The organism is Paucisalibacillus globulus DSM 18846 (assembly GCF_000482485.1).
GTDB lineage: Bacteria > Bacillota > Bacilli > Bacillales > Amphibacillaceae > Ornithinibacillus > Ornithinibacillus globulus.
The window spans coordinates 159,573-176,144 of record NZ_KI519438.1 but is presented as its reverse complement, the minus strand read 5'-3'; the positions used below and the strand labels follow the sequence as shown (position 1 = coordinate 176,144).

The following is a 16,572-nucleotide window of genomic DNA, read 5'->3' as shown; positions in this document are numbered from 1 at the left end:
ACTAATAGAGTGGTTTTAAAGGACAAAGTTTGCGAAAAATGGGTGGATCTGACTAATAGAGTGGTTCTAAAGGACAAAGATCCCGGAAAAACGGCAACTCTGTCTAATAGACGGGTTCTAAAGGACAAAGATTCGTAAAAAGCGGCAACTCTGTCTAATAGAGTGGTTCTAAAGGACAAAGATCCCGGAAAAGCGGCAACTCTGTCTAATAGACTGGTTCTAAAGGACAAAGATCCCGGAAAAGCGGCAACTCTGTCTAATAGAGTGGTTCTAAAGGACAAAGATACCGAAAAAACGGCAACTCTGTCTAATAGACGGGTTCTAAAGGACAAAGATTCGCAAAAAGCGGCAACTCTGTCCAATAGACTGACTTCAAAATTAAAATGAAAGAAAAGGGTGGGTGTTATATGAATGAAAAAGAACTAAAAATAATCTTAACTCAATTTAAAGAAAACAATTTTCAGAGCCTTGGCACAATAGATGTAGGTACATTGACAACTTCCATGCTCCATCATATTGGAAGTACTGATCCAGAATTACGAGACCATCTTATTTACCCAAGCCTCACAAACCTAATTATCAATAACCATTATCCTCGGCCGGAGTTAAATCGAATAATGAAAGTTTGTCTGGATGAGAAGCATTTATTTTATAAAATAAATGAAGCTGATGAAGATGCTGTATTCACCAGGGCTTTTTCATCCTTAATTATTGCGGTGCTACTGCATGTTAATAGACAAAACTCATTTTTGGCGGAAGAGGAAATTGATGAGATTTCTGTTAAATTAATGGAGTACGTAGATAAAGAATATGATGTGCGTGGGTTTGTGGAAGAGAAAGGTTGGGCACATAGCATTGCACATGTTGCGGATACACTAGATGAACTGGTGAATCAACCGGAGCTATCTAACGCTAGATTGGAAGAAATAGCCCAAACCATTATCAAGAAAATGTATTTTGACAAAGACTATTTCTTATTTGAAGAGGATGAAAGGATGGTAACTACAATGGTTTCCCTACTTCAAAGGGGAGTGGACCAACAAATTGTTAGAGAAAAGATTAATGAGATAACTAGTGAACTTAAGCAAAATTTCATAGATGGAAACAAGGGGCATTTTATGCAGCGAACCAATTTCAAACAATTTTTACGGAGTTTACTTTTACACTTAGAAGTAATCAACAAACATGAAGAGTTGCGTACTCACCTGAAACAAACACTTATATCCATTAATCAACCATACTACAATATCTAGGGGGACCAACCATGAATCCAATACTAATCGACTTTCCAAGTGAGTTTGAAACAGAGAGATTACTAATTAGAATGCCGAAGCCTGGGGATGGGAAAGTCGTATATGAATCTAAGCAGGCTTCGATGAATGAACTTTTACCGTGGATGCCGTGGGCACATCGGGAACAAAGTGAAGAGGGCGATGAAATAAACATACGTGAAGCACATGTGAAATTCCTTACTCGTGAAGACCTAAGACTACTAGTTTTCCATAAAGAAACGGGTGCCTTAATTGCAAACTCAGGGTTACATAGAATTGACTGGGATACCCGCAAATTTGAAATTGGATACTGGATTGATAGTCGCTATAGCGGGAAAGGATATATAACAGAGGCTGTTAAGGGAATAACTAATTTTGCTTTCCTAGAACTACAGGCTAATCGTGTGGAGATTCGGTGTGATGTTAAAAATGTAAGGAGTAGTGCTGTAGCGGAAAGGGCAGGCTTTATACTAGAAGGTATTTTGAGAAAGGACAGCTATGATGTTTATAGAAAGGAACTTCGCGATACTTGTGTTTATGCGAAGGTAAAATAAATTTAAAAATTGGGCTTTACATATACCTCGAAATTCTATATAGTATAGTTACCTAATAATTCTAGGTAGGTGAGAATATGTTTGATCGTGAGCTAGTTAAAGGAAGTACATCACTTCTTGTCCTACAGCTTTTAAATGAACGTGATATGTATGGTTATGAGCTTGTTAAGGAAATGGACCAACGTAGTGAGCATAACTTCCAAATGAAAGAAGGAACATTGTACCCTGCGCTTCACAAGCTTGAAAAGCAGGAATATATTGAATGTTATTGGCAAAACCAAGAAAAAGGTCCTGCTCGAAAGTATTATCGAATAACCACAGAAGGTAAAGAAATGCTTGCGGCTAAAACCAGTGAATGGCATCGTTATGTGCAGGTGATGAATAACCTAATTGGGAGAAGTGAATCGTGAGTACGGGGGAGGAACAGTTTTTCCAGGAGCTTAATCAGGCTCTTGGAAAGCACCCTGAAAAAGAAGAAATTATTGCAGAGTACCGTTCTCATGTTTATGAAATTCTTCATGAAGGGGAAACTTCTGCCATAGGCAAGTATGAGGAAATTGTAAGGCGGCTTGGATCTCCAGATGAAATTGCTTCGATATGGAAAGAAGAAGCCAAGGTAACACCTAAGAAGATGCAAATCCTGTTTGTTGTATTAAACATCTTGATTTTCTTTGGTGGAATCGCGCTTACGGTTGCTTATAACGTTTATCAGTTTGAATGGATTGAACTGTTGTGGAAAAGGCTGACAGCAGTCCCGTCAATCATCATCATGGTTTATATGGCATTCTGGGGACTTCTTGGTTATGAAATTGGTAAAGAATTTGGTAGTGGCGGATTGAAGATACTTCGTAGAACATTTACATATGCGGTTATACCGAATCTCTTACTCATGTATCTAATCGTCTTTAAACTCATTCCGCATGAATGGTTTCAGCCACTTTTAAATGGCCCGTTCATTCTGGCGTGTATCTTATTAACAATTGTACTATATCCGATAAGTTGGATTGGATATCGTTGGGGAAGGAAAGCATCTGTGTAAAAAGGTCACCTTGCCCGCGGTATCATGAAAATCAATCGTTTTTTTGCCTATATACATAGAATAACGATGTATATAGATTATCTATCTAGGTGGTGAAACATAATGAAAGAACGAAAGAAAAATTTGTTGTTTTTATTCATTTGTCTGGGGCTTGGAGTGCTAGCAGAGCTAAGTTTCTTTCATGGAATCATAGGGGTTTCTTATCCTATTTTCATTGCAGCATTTTATGCAGTACTTTATTACCGATTTGGTTTTAATTTTAATCATCGTCGAATTGGTTTATTGTTAATGCTAGTTATATGGACATTATCAGCTTCCTATTTGTTTCATGATAATGAATCATTTTATGTACTGAATATCATCGCAATTCCTATACTTGTGTTCATTCATATTGTTTTAATCACTGCACCAAACCATGTGGACTGGATATCCGTTCCTTTCTTTCAACGTATCATGCAGAAGTTTTCGCAAACCTTTGCTTATGGAAAACGTTTGGTAAAGGTTATCTTAAAACGGGTACTATTTAAGCAAGTGAAAAAGGAAACTACACAAACAATTAAACGGATTGTAATTGGACTATTAATTGGAGGACCATTGCTATTTTTTATTACATTTCTTTTGATGTTAGCGGATGTTAACTTTGGCAATGTAGTAATGAAGGTACCAGAGTTTATTTTTAAATTGAATTTCTTGGAAGGTGTATTTCGGGTTATTCTTGTGCTCCTTTTAACCTTATTATTCTTTGGCGCATTTCAAGTACTTTATAAAAGGTATGTTCCACCAATTATTCGGCCGACAATGGATCAAAAGAAAACAAAATGGGATGGCATTACACTTGCGACAATCCTAGTTTTGTTAAACGGAATATACTTATTATTCGTCGCAGTTCAATTTAAATATTTCTTTGGAGATGCACTTCAGGAAAATTTAACCTATGCGGAATACGCAAGAAAAGGTTTTTTTGAATTGTTATTAGTAACATTGTTTAACTGGTCCATATTATTGGGCTGCTTAAAGTTTGTAAAAGTGAAGAAAGAATCAATGGGGTATTTCTTAAAAGTTTTGTATTCTTTACTTATTGTAGTGAGTGGCATTATGCTTACGTCTGCCTACTTGCGTCTAAGTATGTATGAAGCGGCATATGGTTTTACACTAGAACGAATTTTAGCACATACATTCATGTTATTCTTAATCGTCATATTCGCTTATACCTTTATTCGTGTGTGGCTGGAAAGAATATCTATCATACATTTTTACTTTATTGCTGGCTTACTATTTTACACTGGATTGAATGCAATCGATTTGGAAGAAATAATCGTTGAGAATAATTTAGAGCGTTATGAAGAAACTGGTAAAATTGATGTTTATTATTTAAATAGCTTGTCTTATTCCGGTATTGATGGACTGATAACCTTGTATGAACAAGATCCGAATTATCCAGAGCTAAAGATAATACTTCAAAGTCGAAAAGAAATGATTGGTTATCTTGAGCTTGATAATTGGCAGTCATTTAATTTCAAGAAACAGCAGGTTGTGGAAAGACTTCGCGAATTAGAATTATGAGGAGGAGTTATATGAGTACGATTCCGACACATGTGGCACTTATAATGGATGGAAATGGACGTTGGGGGAAAAGTAGGGGACTTACCCGAAGTGAAGGGCATTATGCAGGTACAAAGGCAATGGAAGATATAATTGATGCAAGCACTGAACAGGGTATTAAGGTTCTTACACTATATGCCTTTTCAACGGAAAACTGGAAGCGGCCAAAAGATGAAGTGAATTATTTAATGAGTTTACCAATTAAATTCTTTAATCAAAAACTTCCTGAGTTCATGAGGAGAAATATTAAAATTCTTATTTCGGGTGATGTTGATGGGTTACCGAAGAAAACAAGGAATGCGGTTGAGAGGGCAATGAGGAAAACGAAAAATAATACGGGCTTAATCGTGAATTTTGCCTTGAATTATAGTAGTAGGAGTGAGATTCTTCAAGCAATTTACCGTGTACTTAAGGATGCCAAGGAAAATGGCTTAGCTATAGATGATTTGGATGAGGTGACTTTTGAAAAGTATCTTTATACTAGAGGACTACCAGATCCAGATGTTGTGATTAGAAGCGGTGGAGAAAAGAGAGTAAGTAACTTTTTAATGTGGCAATCCTCAGAGGCAAGACTGTGTTTTGTAGATGAGTTATTTCCTGACTTTACAAAGGAGTTATTTGTTAAAGCTATTATCGAGGAGAAGGAAGATACGGGGCTTTCTTGGAAAGAGTGCGCAGGTTAAAGAGGTAGGAACTTTGGGGAATCTCAACGTTCTTACTCTAGGGCTTTTCCGAGTATCGTACCTCTAGTGCGCGATTGCAATAAGGAAACTGACTAAAAAGGTATATGCAAATAAGATAAGGCCCAATTCACGCTGGTGAATTGGGCCTTATCTGTTTGTGTTACAAAATGTTGTGGTATTATCAACTTAACTAGATACTTCACGGTATTTAATATCCACTACTTTTTCTGTGATATTATCAAACGTAATATCGATAAAGATACCAAATTCCTTTTTAGGTGCTTCTAACCACAATTTAAACGTTTCAGTTGAGGTTTTATCTCCCTTTTTTCGGCCGACATGGAGATAATCAACAATTTTAGCTTCTGGATATTTTTCTTTTACCTTTTGCATAGCTACACGCCCCCACTTTGCATAGGAAGGGACTTCTTTTTGGGCAGATATAAAATCTATGGGTTGATAGATGGTGAGCATTCCAAAACATAGAAAAGAACAACATAGTAATTTGACGAATGATTTCTTCATTTACTTAACCTCGCTTACAAATATTATAGAGTGGAGTGAAATGGATGATTTTCGAAATGACGATTCAAATTCGAGTCTCAGATTTTGAAAAAGGTCTTTATTGGTATAAATTATTATTAGACAAAGAGCCAGACTTTATACCGCATGCAGGATTTGCAGAGTGGGAGATTATTCCGGGAAGTTGGCTTCAGCTTTCTGAGGGTGTCCCTGCTGAAGGAAGTGGACCACTACGATTTGGTGTGGAAAATATAGAAGAGTTGAAAAGTAGGTTAATCACTTTGCTTGGGGTAGAGAATTTGGAAGTCTTTTCAAGAGAAGAGGTACCTGTTAAATGGTGTACATTTTCGGATCCTTGGGAAAATAAGATTGGGTTGTTTGAGTATTTGGATAAGGAAGAAGAAGCTAAAAGGATAAGTTCACTATTAGGGAAATAATTAATTTGTATATAAAATACTTTTGCGCAGAAATGCGCTTTTTTTATTCGAAAATAGTATAGGAAGAACGATGTAAATCCGCAAATTGTCAACTTGTAATATTTATGGTTGACAATTAGGTGTTCACCATCATATAATTTTGGAAGATAATTAGTTGGATAGAAGGGTTTGTATAAAAAGGGGGAGCTTACATATGGAAGAACAGGGCAGAAGATTAAGAGTTATGATGAATGTTGCTATATTCGCAGCTATTACGGGGATTTTAGCGCAAATAGAAATTCCATTACCTTTAATTCCGATAAGTGGCCAAACACTTGCAGTGGGGATTGCTGCAGTTGTACTTGGTAGTCGACAAGGTGCACTTGCGATGGTCTGTTATTTGGCAATTGGTGCTATTGGAGTGCCTGTATTTGCTGGATTTGGAGCTGGATTGCAAGTGTTAGTTGGTCCTTCAGGAGGATATGTATTTGGATTTATTGCTGCTGCCTTTTTTACTGGTATTATTTTAGAAAAGACAAAATTTACGATTCCTATGGCATTTATTGCAAATAGTATCGGGATGTTTATTACGTTAACATTTGGGACGATACAATTAAAGTTTGTTTTAGATTTAGATTGGAATGCTGCACTTCTCGCTGGTGTTTATCCATTCCTTGTTGTTGGTTTTATAAAAGCCTTCTTGGCAAGCTGGATTGGAATAACGGTAAGAAGTAGATTGATACAAGCAAATTTACTTAAAGTAGGTCCCAAAAAAGGGATTGCCTAAATAAGAATAAGGCAAAAGAATTAACTTTTGCCTTACTCTTATTTAGGCTGAATATAGTGTTAATCTTTTTGCTGAAATATTTTAGACATATAATATTCATCAACATATTCACCATTGATAAATAACGATTCTTTCTTTGTTCCTTCAATATCAAATCCCATTTTCTTATAAAGGGCAAGTCCAGGTTCGTTTCTTGAAACTACTGTCAGTTCTAACCGACGAATATGATGATGGGCTGCCCACTGATTTAGCTCGTTAAATAGCAAGGAGCCGACACCTTTCCCTCGATAATCCTGATGAATGCCGATTACGAGATATGCCGAGTGTTTTGTTTTCTTGGGTTTGCCTCCAATCGCAAACAGATACCCCATTAAGCGGTCATCTTGTTCAGCAACTAAAATAGTGGAGTTATCTTCTCCCTGAATTCTTTCCATCATCCTTTGTTGTTGGTCTGGCTGAATATTTCTTTCACCAGGCTCCCATAGCATATATTGTGAAGTGTTTTCCACTTGTTGAATTAGTTCTGCAAGTCCTGCAGCATCTGAAGGCATAGCTTCTCTAACTAACATCACATTCGCCCCTGTTTGTCTGTATTAATCAACTGTGACATTTGATGCCAAATGGAGCCTTTACCTTCTTCTCCACCTTGAATACGTGCTAACGCCATTTTAGCCTGCATTCTCACTTCAAATTCCGGGTCATCCAGTGCTTCTTGAATTGCTGGGATGGCAGATTCGTCACCTATTTCATATAAAAACATCGCTGCACGCCAACGAACTAGCCTGCTTTTGTCTTTTAATGTTTGAATCATTTCGGGAATTGCATCTGCCAAGCTTAAGTCTGATAAGCAGTCTCCGGCAGTTCTTCTTACGTTAACTGCTTTATCCTTCAATGCTTTATATAAGTATGGTAGGACCTTTTCATCATCTAGCATTCCAAGATATGCAGTTGCGAGACGTCGGATGGATGCTTTTTCGTCATCAAGTGCCTTATCTAAAACAGGTAGGTCGTCGATGGTTGGATCCATTTTGTCAAGTGCAGCATAGCGCTCTCTCCAGTCTGGATGATCAAGCATATCCAAGGTAACTTTAATCCACCTTGACGGAGCAGTTTTATTATCGATTGCATACTGGACCAATTCTTTCAAACGGCCATCATCATATGTAGCTGATATTTCCTCCACTACCTCTTTGCCGATATCTTCCAAGTCACCATAGCGTGGCCCCTGTTCTACCCATTTTCGCTCAGCTAGCATATTGTCCGATGCCACAGATGCCTCAATTGCAGCATTCATGAAACGGTCTGGAAGGCCAAATCGATGCTCTGTATCACCTTCCTCAAGCTTAACTTGAGTTGGAATGTAGCGGAACATTTGAACGAATACTTTTACTTCCCCAAAATGATTGTCAACTGACGACTGATCTATGTTTCTTTCCGTTTGCTTTTCTTCAGCTGAACCAAGTGTACGTTGAATCTCAGGTAAAATTTCTTCCCAAGGAGTACGAGCATCCCGTTCCAAGGCAATAAAATCAATTACACGATAAATCCCCTTTACTCCATTAATAGAGAAGAGGTCCTGTATATAAGAAGGGGCACCTGCCAAGTCATCACCAAGTTTATAGTTTTCCGTTTTTCCATCTGGCATTGTTTCGTCTACATTTATTTTCATGGAATATGGACTTGGAGTTGGTTCGATTGATACAATTTTCATAAAAATGTCCCCCTTTGAAATTATCTTTGCTAAGGATAATTCTATCAAAGGGGGAGGAGTCTATCCAATTATTAAGTTATTGATTAATAATGAGCAAAAAGCCCTTTTCTCATTGCTACCCGTTCAAAAATGAAATAACCTGAAGGAATCCATCCTTCAGGTTATTTTTCTTTATGCCTTATCTCGCTTTTTATCTTTCTCAAACAATACAATTAAACTTGGTAATAATACTCCCCTTATCAAGAAAGTATCAATCAAAATACCAACCGCAACAATAAATCCGAATACGAATAATAGTTGAATAGGTTGGGTCATCAGTACCGCAAATGTGGCTGCTAAAATAATACCTGCAGAGGAAATTACTCCACCAGTATTTGCGACTGCAATGCGAGTAGCTTCTTTAATGGAATGCTTTTCCCGCTCCTCCATAAATCTAGAAACTAAAATAATATTGTAATCGACTCCTAGAGCAACAAGGAATATGAAAGCATACACCGGTACGCGAGTACTAATAGTATCAATGTCAAAGAATAAATTAGTTAAGAACATACCTAATCCCAATGCAGCAAAGAATGAGACGATAATCGTTCCCATCATATATAGTGGCATTTTGAATGACTTGGTTAGGAAGATTAACATGATAAAGATTAATAGTGTCTCTAGTAATACAATAACGACAAGGTCACGGTCATTTGTATTTCTATCATCAAGAGATGCAGATGTTTCACCAGCAAAGTACAATTCCCCGCTCACATTACTAGCATTAAGAATATCATCTGACTTTTCCCGAATATCTTCTAATGCATTAATAGACTCAATCGCATACGGACTATCATCAAATGTCAGGCTATAAGAAACAACTTTTTGATTCTCCGTTTGATTTTCAACTCTGACTGTACTGACATGTTCTTCTTTCAAAAGTTCATCTAATAAAGCTTGTTGACTTTCTTCTGATACTTCTTTATTTGATTCTACAAGAACAGTAGTAGGAGCAAGATCTCCCGGTGCAAACTTTTCTTCTAACACTTCATACCCAGCTCTAGATGGCATATCATCTGGGAAGGATTTAATTAGATCAAATTCATATTTAAGATTCAAGTTATAAGCTGAACTTAATACAATAAATATCCCAACAATGCTCATGGAAACAATCGGCTTTTTTGTTACAAATTTTCCAATTTTACTCCAAATAGAGCTAGCTTTTACATTCGTATCGCCAACTTTTGGAATAACTGGCCAAAACGATTTTCGACCAAAGATGGTAAATAAAGCTGGTACAAGTGTAACCGATGATACCATGATAACAGCTAGTGCTGTACCGAAGATTGGAGCAAAGTTTTTATAATCCCCTAAATCTGCAAAGATCAAGATAATCATAGCAAGAAATACCGTTCCACCTGAGTAGAAGACAGGTAATCCCGTACCTCTCATCGCTAATTTCATTGCCGTATGTTTATCTTCATGTTGCTTCAGTTCTTCTCGATACCTAGAGAATACGAATAAGGAGTAATCAATTACTGCTGCAAATAACAATACCGACATAATGGACACGGACTGGGAACTCATGAGGAGTCCAGCTTTACCAAATAGTCCAAGGAGCTGCGTTACAATTTGATAGACAAATACTGCTGCTAATAATGGAATTAATGCAATTAATGGTGAACGGTAAATAATAATTAATAGCACTAGGATAATTCCAATGGTGGACATAATTAAGACGATATCGGCTCTTGTAAATAAATCCGTCGTGTCAACCGCAATTCCCGCAGGTCCTGTAACCGACACGGACAAATCTGTGTTGTCCGTAATAATAGTGGTTATTTCGTCTAGTACTTCTTTTACTTCAGGTGTATCTAAATTAGCATCTAAGTTAGCGGGGATAATGGCTGTTGACCGGTCCTTTGAGAAAAATGTATTGGTAGCTGGTTCAGGGAGTTTTCCCATTGGAACGATTTCTTTCAGACCACTAATATCTTCTGCAATTACCGTATCCGTAATCGTGACTAAATCCTGTTCTTCAATCTCACCTTCTGATTGAAGAACCAAGATAGCTGGTAATAACTCACTATCGCCAAAATAGGTAGCGATTTTTTCGTTTGCAACGACGGAATGCATATCCTCAGGCAAGGAATCAATCGATGTAACTTGATAATCTCTTACGCTAGGAACAGTAACAGTCAGGATGACCATGATAAGTATCCATGAAGCTAATGTGATCCACATTCCTTTTTTAGTCGAAACTCTATCAGTTATTTTCTGTAGTAAATTTTTCATAAAATAAAAATCCTTTCTAATAGTTACGTTTGTGTAACTTTGAATGAAAAAATAACGGTATCTAAGAACCGATATTTTATCGCAGGTTAACTGGCTGTAAGCCCCCCCCATCAAGACTTTGATAGAAGCGAAGAAAAATAAGTGGGGGATCAAACAGCCAGTAAAAGCCCGATTCGTTCAACTAACACTCAGTGGAGAAGAGCAAAGCCCCACTGAGTGAAGTTTCACTTTATTATCACTTGAAAGTTACACTTGTGTCAATTATTCGTTAATGAACATTCCGTTACAAATGACATCTTTCATACTATTTACCCAATCTTGGTGTGAAATACCCTCTGTGTTAGGGATATTAACTGTTTGGAAAATCATGCCTAATACGATGTTGCTAGGTATATCTCCTCTTAATATTTTTTCGTGTCTTCCTAAGTCTATGAAATGTTGGAGTGATGTATACAACTCCGTAATGATATGACTTATTTTTTGTTTATTCATAGCTACTTTCTTATTTACCTTTGGAATTTGTATACCTATTTCCCTTAATTGATAAAGACTCATATCATCAAAGATAACATCAAATAATGCATGGAACTGATCAAGAAATGTTTTCTCTTTATTCACCTCTTTTAATTTAGTTAAGAAGTTTGTCAATTCATAAAGCATATATTCGCTTAAAAGCTCTTCCTTATTTTCATAGTATTTATAAATTGCAGCCCTTGAAACATCTAATTGATTAGCGAGCAATGTGAAAGTGTAGCCCTCATATCCATGACTCAAAAGTAATTCTTTCGTAGCTTGATAAAGTTCTCGATTTGAAAACTTCCGTTCACGCGCCATGTCATTCACCTCTCCTTTATTATAATGACTGTCACACGAAGAGTAAATGAAAGGAACTGTGCATAAAGGGAGGAGCTCTAAAACAGACTATACAAGGAATATACCATATAGAAGTGAGTGAAAAATATGCCATATCGGGAACAAATTCCAGTGGATAAAGGGATTGATAATACCGTAAAGTTATTATTAGAGGGGTACAACTATATTACAAATAGGAGAAATAAATTTGGTAGAGATATATTTGAAACACGCATTCTTGGTGGAAAAAAAGCTATTTGTATAGCTGGGGAAGAGGCTGTTAAGACTTTTTATGATGAAGATAAACTGATTCGTAAAGGTGCTGCACCGAAGCGGCTACGGCAAACTTTATTTGGGGAGCATGCCATTCAAACCATGGATGGGGATAATCATCGACATCGTAAAGAACTATTCATGTCATTAATGACAAAAGAAAGACTAGACGATATAAGTTCGTTACTTGAAAGTCACTTAGAGAATGCAGTAGACAAATGGGAAAAGCAAAAAATGGTTGTGGTATACAATGACATGGTTCAGCTACTCACGAAAGTAGCTTGCGCATGGGCGGGTATACCATTGGATGATAAAGCGGTTTTTAGAAGGGCAACTCAACTTGAGGCTATGTTTGATAGTGCCGGAGCATTGGGCCTGAGGCATTGGAAGGGAAGAATCTCTAGAAATAGTGCAGAAGTTTGGCTTCGAGAACTTATCGGGCAAGTACGCAATGGAAAAGTCAATGCTAATAAAGATTCTGCTTTGTATAAAATGTCGTGGTACCAAGATAAAAATGGAGAAGTATTAAATGAGCAAATTGTTGCAGTGGAACTACTCAATATTTTGCGGCCGATTGTCGCAGTTTCTGTTTATATTACTTTCGAAGCGTTGGCATTATATGAGAATCCACAAGAAAAAGATAAGCTTCGAACTGAAGGATTTGAATATGCAGAACTCTTTGTCCGGGAAGTTAGAAGGTATTACCCTTTTTTTCCATTACTGACAGCTAAAGTACGAGAGGATTTTCTGTGGAATGGTCATGATTTCAGAAAAGGAAACTTAGTTCTCCTTGATCTTTATGGAACGAACCATCATCCTGATATCTGGGAAAAACCATATACTTTTAATCCAGAACGATTTAGGGATAGAGAAGAGAGCTTTTATAACTTTATTCCACAAGGTGGTGGTGATTATTATCGTGGGCATCGCTGTCCGGGGGAATGGTTAACAATTGAATTGATGAAAGTGGTACTTGAATTCCTAATCAGCAAGGTGGAGTATGTGGTTCCGAAGCAGGATCTTCGATATAGTATGATACGAATTCCAAGCATACCTGGTAGTAGGTTTGTCATTATTGATGTAAAGAGGATATAAGGATAATATCAAAAAAACTACTTTGGTTAAGTGCCCATATGGAACTAGTAAGATTGTTTCAATGTTAAAGAAATAAAAGTACAAAAATCCTATCTATTTCCCCTAATTCAATACTAGGACAGCCTCTATTAGAATATGTTTGAGAATAGTAATCAATTGTATTGGGGGATAGTTACATGCAAATTCATGTCGTGAGTCAAGGAGAGGTTTTGTGGCAGGTTGCTAAAGTGTATAATTCAGATGTAAACCAGATTATTTATCTTAATCAATTGGAAAACCCTGATATTTTGGTAGTTGGTCAGTCACTTGTTATCCCAGAGCCGCATCTTGAATATGTTGTTCAACCGGGAGATAATATGTGGGCGATTGCAAGTAATCTTGGAGTTAAGGTACAGGAATTACAGCAATTTAATAACATTTCTAATCCTAATTTAATTTTTGTTGGTGAATTACTAGAAATACCTTATCGTATACATACGATTCAATTAGGTGAATACCTCTGGGTCATTGCCCAACGCTACGGTGTAACAATTAATCAACTCCTACAGGCAAATCGAATGGAAAGTCCCTCTTTAATCTATCCAGGTCAACAATTAAGAATTCCGAGAAAGCCAAGGTCAACAGCTGAAACAAATGCCTATACCACTTAGACAAATGAGCAGGGGAGACAAGAAGTATTTGCATTGGGTCGATACTTTACCTATCTATCACCGTTCATGTATAGCTTTCGGGAGGATGGTAGTCTGACAGATATGCGTGAGACTGGCCTTGTTGAAGCGGCTAGAGTGAATGATATTTCACCCCTACTTGTAATAACCAATTATGCTGGAGGTGGATTTAATTCAGATTTAGGTGCTACTCTTTTAAGAAATCCTAGTTTACAAGATACCCTCATTGAAAATATAGTAAACACCATTCAAGTGAAAGGTTATGAAGGATTAAACATAGATTTTGAGTATCTCTATCCAGGCGATCGGGAGAATTATAATAACTTCTTACGAAAAGTAGTGAATCGATTACGACCACTGGGGCTATCGGTTTCTACTGCTTTAGCTCCAAAGGAATCAAAGAATCAATCAGGACTTCTTTATGAAGCACATGACTATGAAGTACATGGGGAGCTATGTGACTTTGTTGTGCTAATGACTTATGAGTGGGGATGGGCAGGCGGAGAACCTTGGGCAATAGCTCCAATTAATAAAGTGAGAGATATATTGGATTATGCAGTAACGGTAATACCGAGAAATAAAATAATGATGGGGATGCCACTATATGGGCGTGATTGGAAGGTTCCTTGGGTACAAGGGACTTTTGCTAAAACAGTAAGCCCGAAAGAAGCTATGAATCTCGCAGCCAGAAATAATGTTAGTATTCTATATGATGATACATACCAGTCTCCGTTTTACCGGTATACGGATTCGGGCGGTCAGAAGCATGAGGTTTGGTTTGAGGATGCAAGGAGTGTGCAAGTTAAATATGATACCGTCAAAGAATACGGATTAAGAGGTGTTAGTTACTGGGTGTTGGGGAATCCGTTCCCACAAAATTGTGCAGTACTTCAGGTGAATTTTACTATTCAAAAACTATAAATGACTAAAGGGGGCAATTAATCATCATTGCTCCCTTTTTCTACCTTATACTGAATGGTTTTTTCTAATAAGTCTCGAAACTTTTGCCGATCTTCATCGGTATATGGCTTAGGTCCCTTTGTTCTTTGGCCGCTCCTTCTAGCCTTAGCGCTTAAATGGCGAGTTTGCAGTAGCTGGTCAATGTTTTTATTCGTGTAGGCAAATCCTTTATGATGTAAAACAAGACAACCTTTTCCTAAGCCCAAAGAAGCAAGTCCGTAATCTTGCGTTATAATTAAATCGCCTTTTTCTGCTAGTTGCATAATCCGGTAATCAGCTGCATCTGCCCCTGTATCGACATAGACGGTTTCTACCCCCTCCATTTCTTCATCATGTGAAAAGTGGTTAATACTTTTTACAAGAACGACTCGGATAGTAAATACCTTGGCTACTGATATAACTATATCTTTAGCGGGACTAGCGTCTGCATCCACATAAATTTTCATTAAAATTCTCCTGTTTTAATCTGTCTACTTCCATGAAATCTAATTATACGGGATTTGTCAATCGCAACACAAATCAGTTCAGTTATTATTTTTGAAACCTAACTGCCTTCCTTTTCGTTATATTTAACAAGAGGTGGGGGGAACTTATGGTAAATAACTCAGAATACACATATCAAAATAAAAACAATTTATTCGTATGGATTAGTACAACCATTATTGTTATCGCAATGGTCGCAGGTGGAATTTTTTATTTCTTATTTCCATTTTATTTTTTAGATAATAACCGCGAAACAATTTTCATGGCTTTCTATATAACGTTAGCACCACTTGTTATAGCAATTGTGTTTATGATGGTAAGTTATTATGTATCTATGTTAAAAATTAATAATCAATTTAATAGTTATAAGATATCAAGTAAAGGCTTTGCATATAAGCATCATATGGTTGGCGAGGAATATAGGGAAGGCTATTTAGACTTTTCTCGAGTAAAAAGATGTGTAATATCTAGAGAAATTGTTGAAGTGCGTAAAAATCTCCATTATAAGGATCGATTTTTAGTATATCCTGTTATTCATTTAATTTATGAAGAGAATCAGCAAATTAGTCACCTTATGCTACAGCACGAAGAGTATACTAAAGAGGCAATGAATTATTTGCTTAAATCCTTATTTGATTTACATATTTCTATTGAGTTTACGGAAAGGCAACTATATCTTATTCCGGAAAAAAAGTTATTGGAGATTCTGGATTCTAAGATGAAAACAAGAAATTTACCTATAATGGGAAATATATTCGAGAATAAGGAGTTCAATGGATATACCTCGGAGAAACCACAGCCAGAAATGGGTCCAATGTATAAAGAAAGTTTAGAAAGACGAGGCATCTTTAATTTCAGATATCCAATTTGGATACTTTTTATAGTACAATTTGCTGCATATTTAGTTATCTTTGGCTTTGCTGAGTATGAATTAATTAAAGAAAGATCTATTGTTTTTACGAATATCATTCCATATATCGTTATTTTAAGTTCTTATGTTTTATACGTTTATCGACTAAAGAAAACAAAGTATTGGAAAAGCATTTTGCATTGGATATACTCACAAGTAATGATTGTGTTAGCATTCTTTCTTGTCAGTACCTTTATAGGAGATACGTTTTCTGAAGTGGTGTTTGAGGAAGTATCTTTTACAAATATAGGGTTCCATTTTGCATCCTTCATACCGTATTTCATCACAGCGATAATGATAAGGTCAAAGTGGCCAGCTAAATACCATGAAGAAACTAAGCTTGCAATGGAATACGAACGTTAATCAAAAAACATGATTGGAGTGTATCTAATCATGTTTTTTATTTTTTAATAATATGCACTTTACAATAGTGTGCGTCATACACTATAATGTGGTTAGGAGTTGATAACGT

The 16,572-nt window shown here is 36.7% G+C and carries 18 protein-coding genes; 12 read left to right on the top strand and 6 right to left on the bottom strand.

Annotated features, from left to right (window positions below; translation table 11 throughout):
- Positions 1-407 precede the first annotated feature (407 nt).
- The 6 genes from K332_RS0118020 (at position 408) to uppS (ending at position 5,149) form a co-directional block, all read left to right on the top strand.
- Positions 408-1,253: a DUF2785 domain-containing protein gene (locus K332_RS0118020; RefSeq protein ID WP_026908728.1), complete on the top strand. Its 846-nt coding sequence runs from the start codon at positions 408-410 to the stop codon at positions 1,251-1,253.
- Between the two features lie 11 nt (positions 1,254-1,264).
- Positions 1,265-1,825 carry a GNAT family N-acetyltransferase gene (locus tag K332_RS0118015; RefSeq protein ID WP_026908727.1) on the top strand — a complete coding sequence of 187 codons (561 nt, stop codon included), beginning with the start codon at positions 1,265-1,267 and terminating at the stop codon, positions 1,823-1,825.
- A 77-nt stretch (positions 1,826-1,902) separates the two neighbouring features.
- A complete protein-coding gene (locus tag K332_RS0118010; RefSeq protein ID WP_026908726.1) occupies positions 1,903-2,235 on the top strand; it encodes a PadR family transcriptional regulator in 333 nt (110 codons plus the stop codon).
- Positions 2,232-2,864: an HAAS signaling domain-containing protein gene (locus K332_RS0118005; RefSeq protein WP_026908725.1), complete on the top strand. Its 633-nt coding sequence runs from the start codon at positions 2,232-2,234 to the stop codon at positions 2,862-2,864. Before K332_RS0118010 ends, K332_RS0118005 begins: the two co-directional genes overlap by 4 nt.
- Before the next feature lie 102 nt (positions 2,865-2,966).
- Positions 2,967-4,427, top strand: a complete 1,461-nt coding sequence (locus tag K332_RS0118000) for a DUF4153 domain-containing protein (protein WP_026908724.1) — start codon at positions 2,967-2,969, stop codon at positions 4,425-4,427.
- A gap of 11 nt (positions 4,428-4,438) precedes the next feature.
- Positions 4,439-5,149 (top strand): polyprenyl diphosphate synthase, encoded by a 711-nt coding sequence (uppS, locus tag K332_RS0117995; RefSeq protein WP_036689263.1) that lies wholly within the window; start codon positions 4,439-4,441, stop codon positions 5,147-5,149.
- A 186-nt stretch (positions 5,150-5,335) separates the two neighbouring features.
- On the opposite strand, the gene K332_RS0117990 is transcribed toward uppS, so the two are convergent.
- Positions 5,336-5,623, bottom strand: a complete 288-nt coding sequence (locus tag K332_RS0117990; protein ID WP_245604762.1) for a DUF3889 domain-containing protein — start codon at positions 5,621-5,623, stop codon at positions 5,336-5,338.
- A gap of 95 nt (positions 5,624-5,718) precedes the next feature.
- Between K332_RS0117990 and K332_RS0117985 the strand changes: the two genes are divergently transcribed.
- Entirely contained in the window at positions 5,719-6,108 is a 390-nt protein-coding gene (locus K332_RS0117985) for a VOC family protein (RefSeq protein WP_026908721.1), read from the top strand.
- Positions 6,109-6,301: 193 nt separating this feature from the next.
- Positions 6,302-6,874 carry a biotin transporter BioY gene (locus tag K332_RS0117980; RefSeq protein ID WP_026908720.1) on the top strand — a complete coding sequence of 191 codons (573 nt, stop codon included), beginning with the start codon at positions 6,302-6,304 and terminating at the stop codon, positions 6,872-6,874.
- A gap of 59 nt (positions 6,875-6,933) precedes the next feature.
- On the opposite strand, the gene K332_RS0117975 is transcribed toward K332_RS0117980, so the two are convergent.
- The 4 genes from K332_RS0117975 to K332_RS0117960 all read right to left on the bottom strand — a co-directional run bounded on the left by K332_RS0117975 (position 6,934) and on the right by K332_RS0117960 (position 11,693).
- Positions 6,934-7,443: a GNAT family N-acetyltransferase gene (locus tag K332_RS0117975; protein WP_026908719.1), complete on the bottom strand. Its 510-nt coding sequence runs from the start codon at positions 7,441-7,443 to the stop codon at positions 6,934-6,936.
- The gene (locus K332_RS0117970; RefSeq protein ID WP_026908718.1) at positions 7,443-8,585 is read right to left on the bottom strand and encodes a conserved virulence factor C family protein; all 1,143 of its coding nucleotides are present in this window, start codon (positions 8,583-8,585) and stop codon (positions 7,443-7,445) included. Before K332_RS0117970 ends, K332_RS0117975 begins: the two co-directional genes overlap by 1 nt.
- Before the next feature lie 171 nt (positions 8,586-8,756).
- The gene (locus K332_RS0117965; protein ID WP_026908717.1) at positions 8,757-10,859 is read right to left on the bottom strand and encodes an MMPL family transporter; all 2,103 of its coding nucleotides are present in this window, start codon (positions 10,857-10,859) and stop codon (positions 8,757-8,759) included.
- Between the two features lie 261 nt (positions 10,860-11,120).
- A complete protein-coding gene (locus tag K332_RS0117960; protein ID WP_026908716.1) occupies positions 11,121-11,693 on the bottom strand; it encodes a TetR/AcrR family transcriptional regulator in 573 nt (190 codons plus the stop codon).
- Positions 11,694-11,819: 126 nt separating this feature from the next.
- Between K332_RS0117960 and cypC the strand changes: the two genes are divergently transcribed.
- The 3 genes from cypC (at position 11,820) to K332_RS24815 (ending at position 14,668) form a co-directional block, all read left to right on the top strand.
- Positions 11,820-13,079 (top strand): CYP152 family fatty-acid peroxygenase CypC, encoded by a 1,260-nt coding sequence (cypC, locus tag K332_RS0117955; RefSeq protein WP_026908715.1) that lies wholly within the window; start codon positions 11,820-11,822, stop codon positions 13,077-13,079.
- Between the two features lie 176 nt (positions 13,080-13,255).
- Positions 13,256-13,729, top strand: a complete 474-nt coding sequence (locus K332_RS24820) for a LysM peptidoglycan-binding domain-containing protein (protein WP_342665472.1) — start codon at positions 13,256-13,258, stop codon at positions 13,727-13,729.
- A 33-nt stretch (positions 13,730-13,762) separates the two neighbouring features.
- On the top strand, positions 13,763-14,668 hold the full coding sequence (locus K332_RS24815; protein WP_342665471.1) for a glycosyl hydrolase family 18 protein: 906 nt from the start codon (positions 13,763-13,765) through the stop codon (positions 14,666-14,668).
- A 17-nt stretch (positions 14,669-14,685) separates the two neighbouring features.
- Here the strand turns inward: K332_RS24815 and K332_RS0117945 are convergent, their stop codons facing one another.
- Positions 14,686-15,153, bottom strand: a complete 468-nt coding sequence (locus tag K332_RS0117945) for a YaiI/YqxD family protein (protein WP_036689260.1) — start codon at positions 15,151-15,153, stop codon at positions 14,686-14,688.
- Positions 15,154-15,299: 146 nt separating this feature from the next.
- On the opposite strand from K332_RS0117945, the gene K332_RS0117940 reads away from it, so the two are divergent.
- Positions 15,300-16,463 (top strand): hypothetical protein, encoded by a 1,164-nt coding sequence (locus tag K332_RS0117940; protein ID WP_026908713.1) that lies wholly within the window; start codon positions 15,300-15,302, stop codon positions 16,461-16,463.
- Positions 16,464-16,572: the final 109 nt, after the last annotated feature.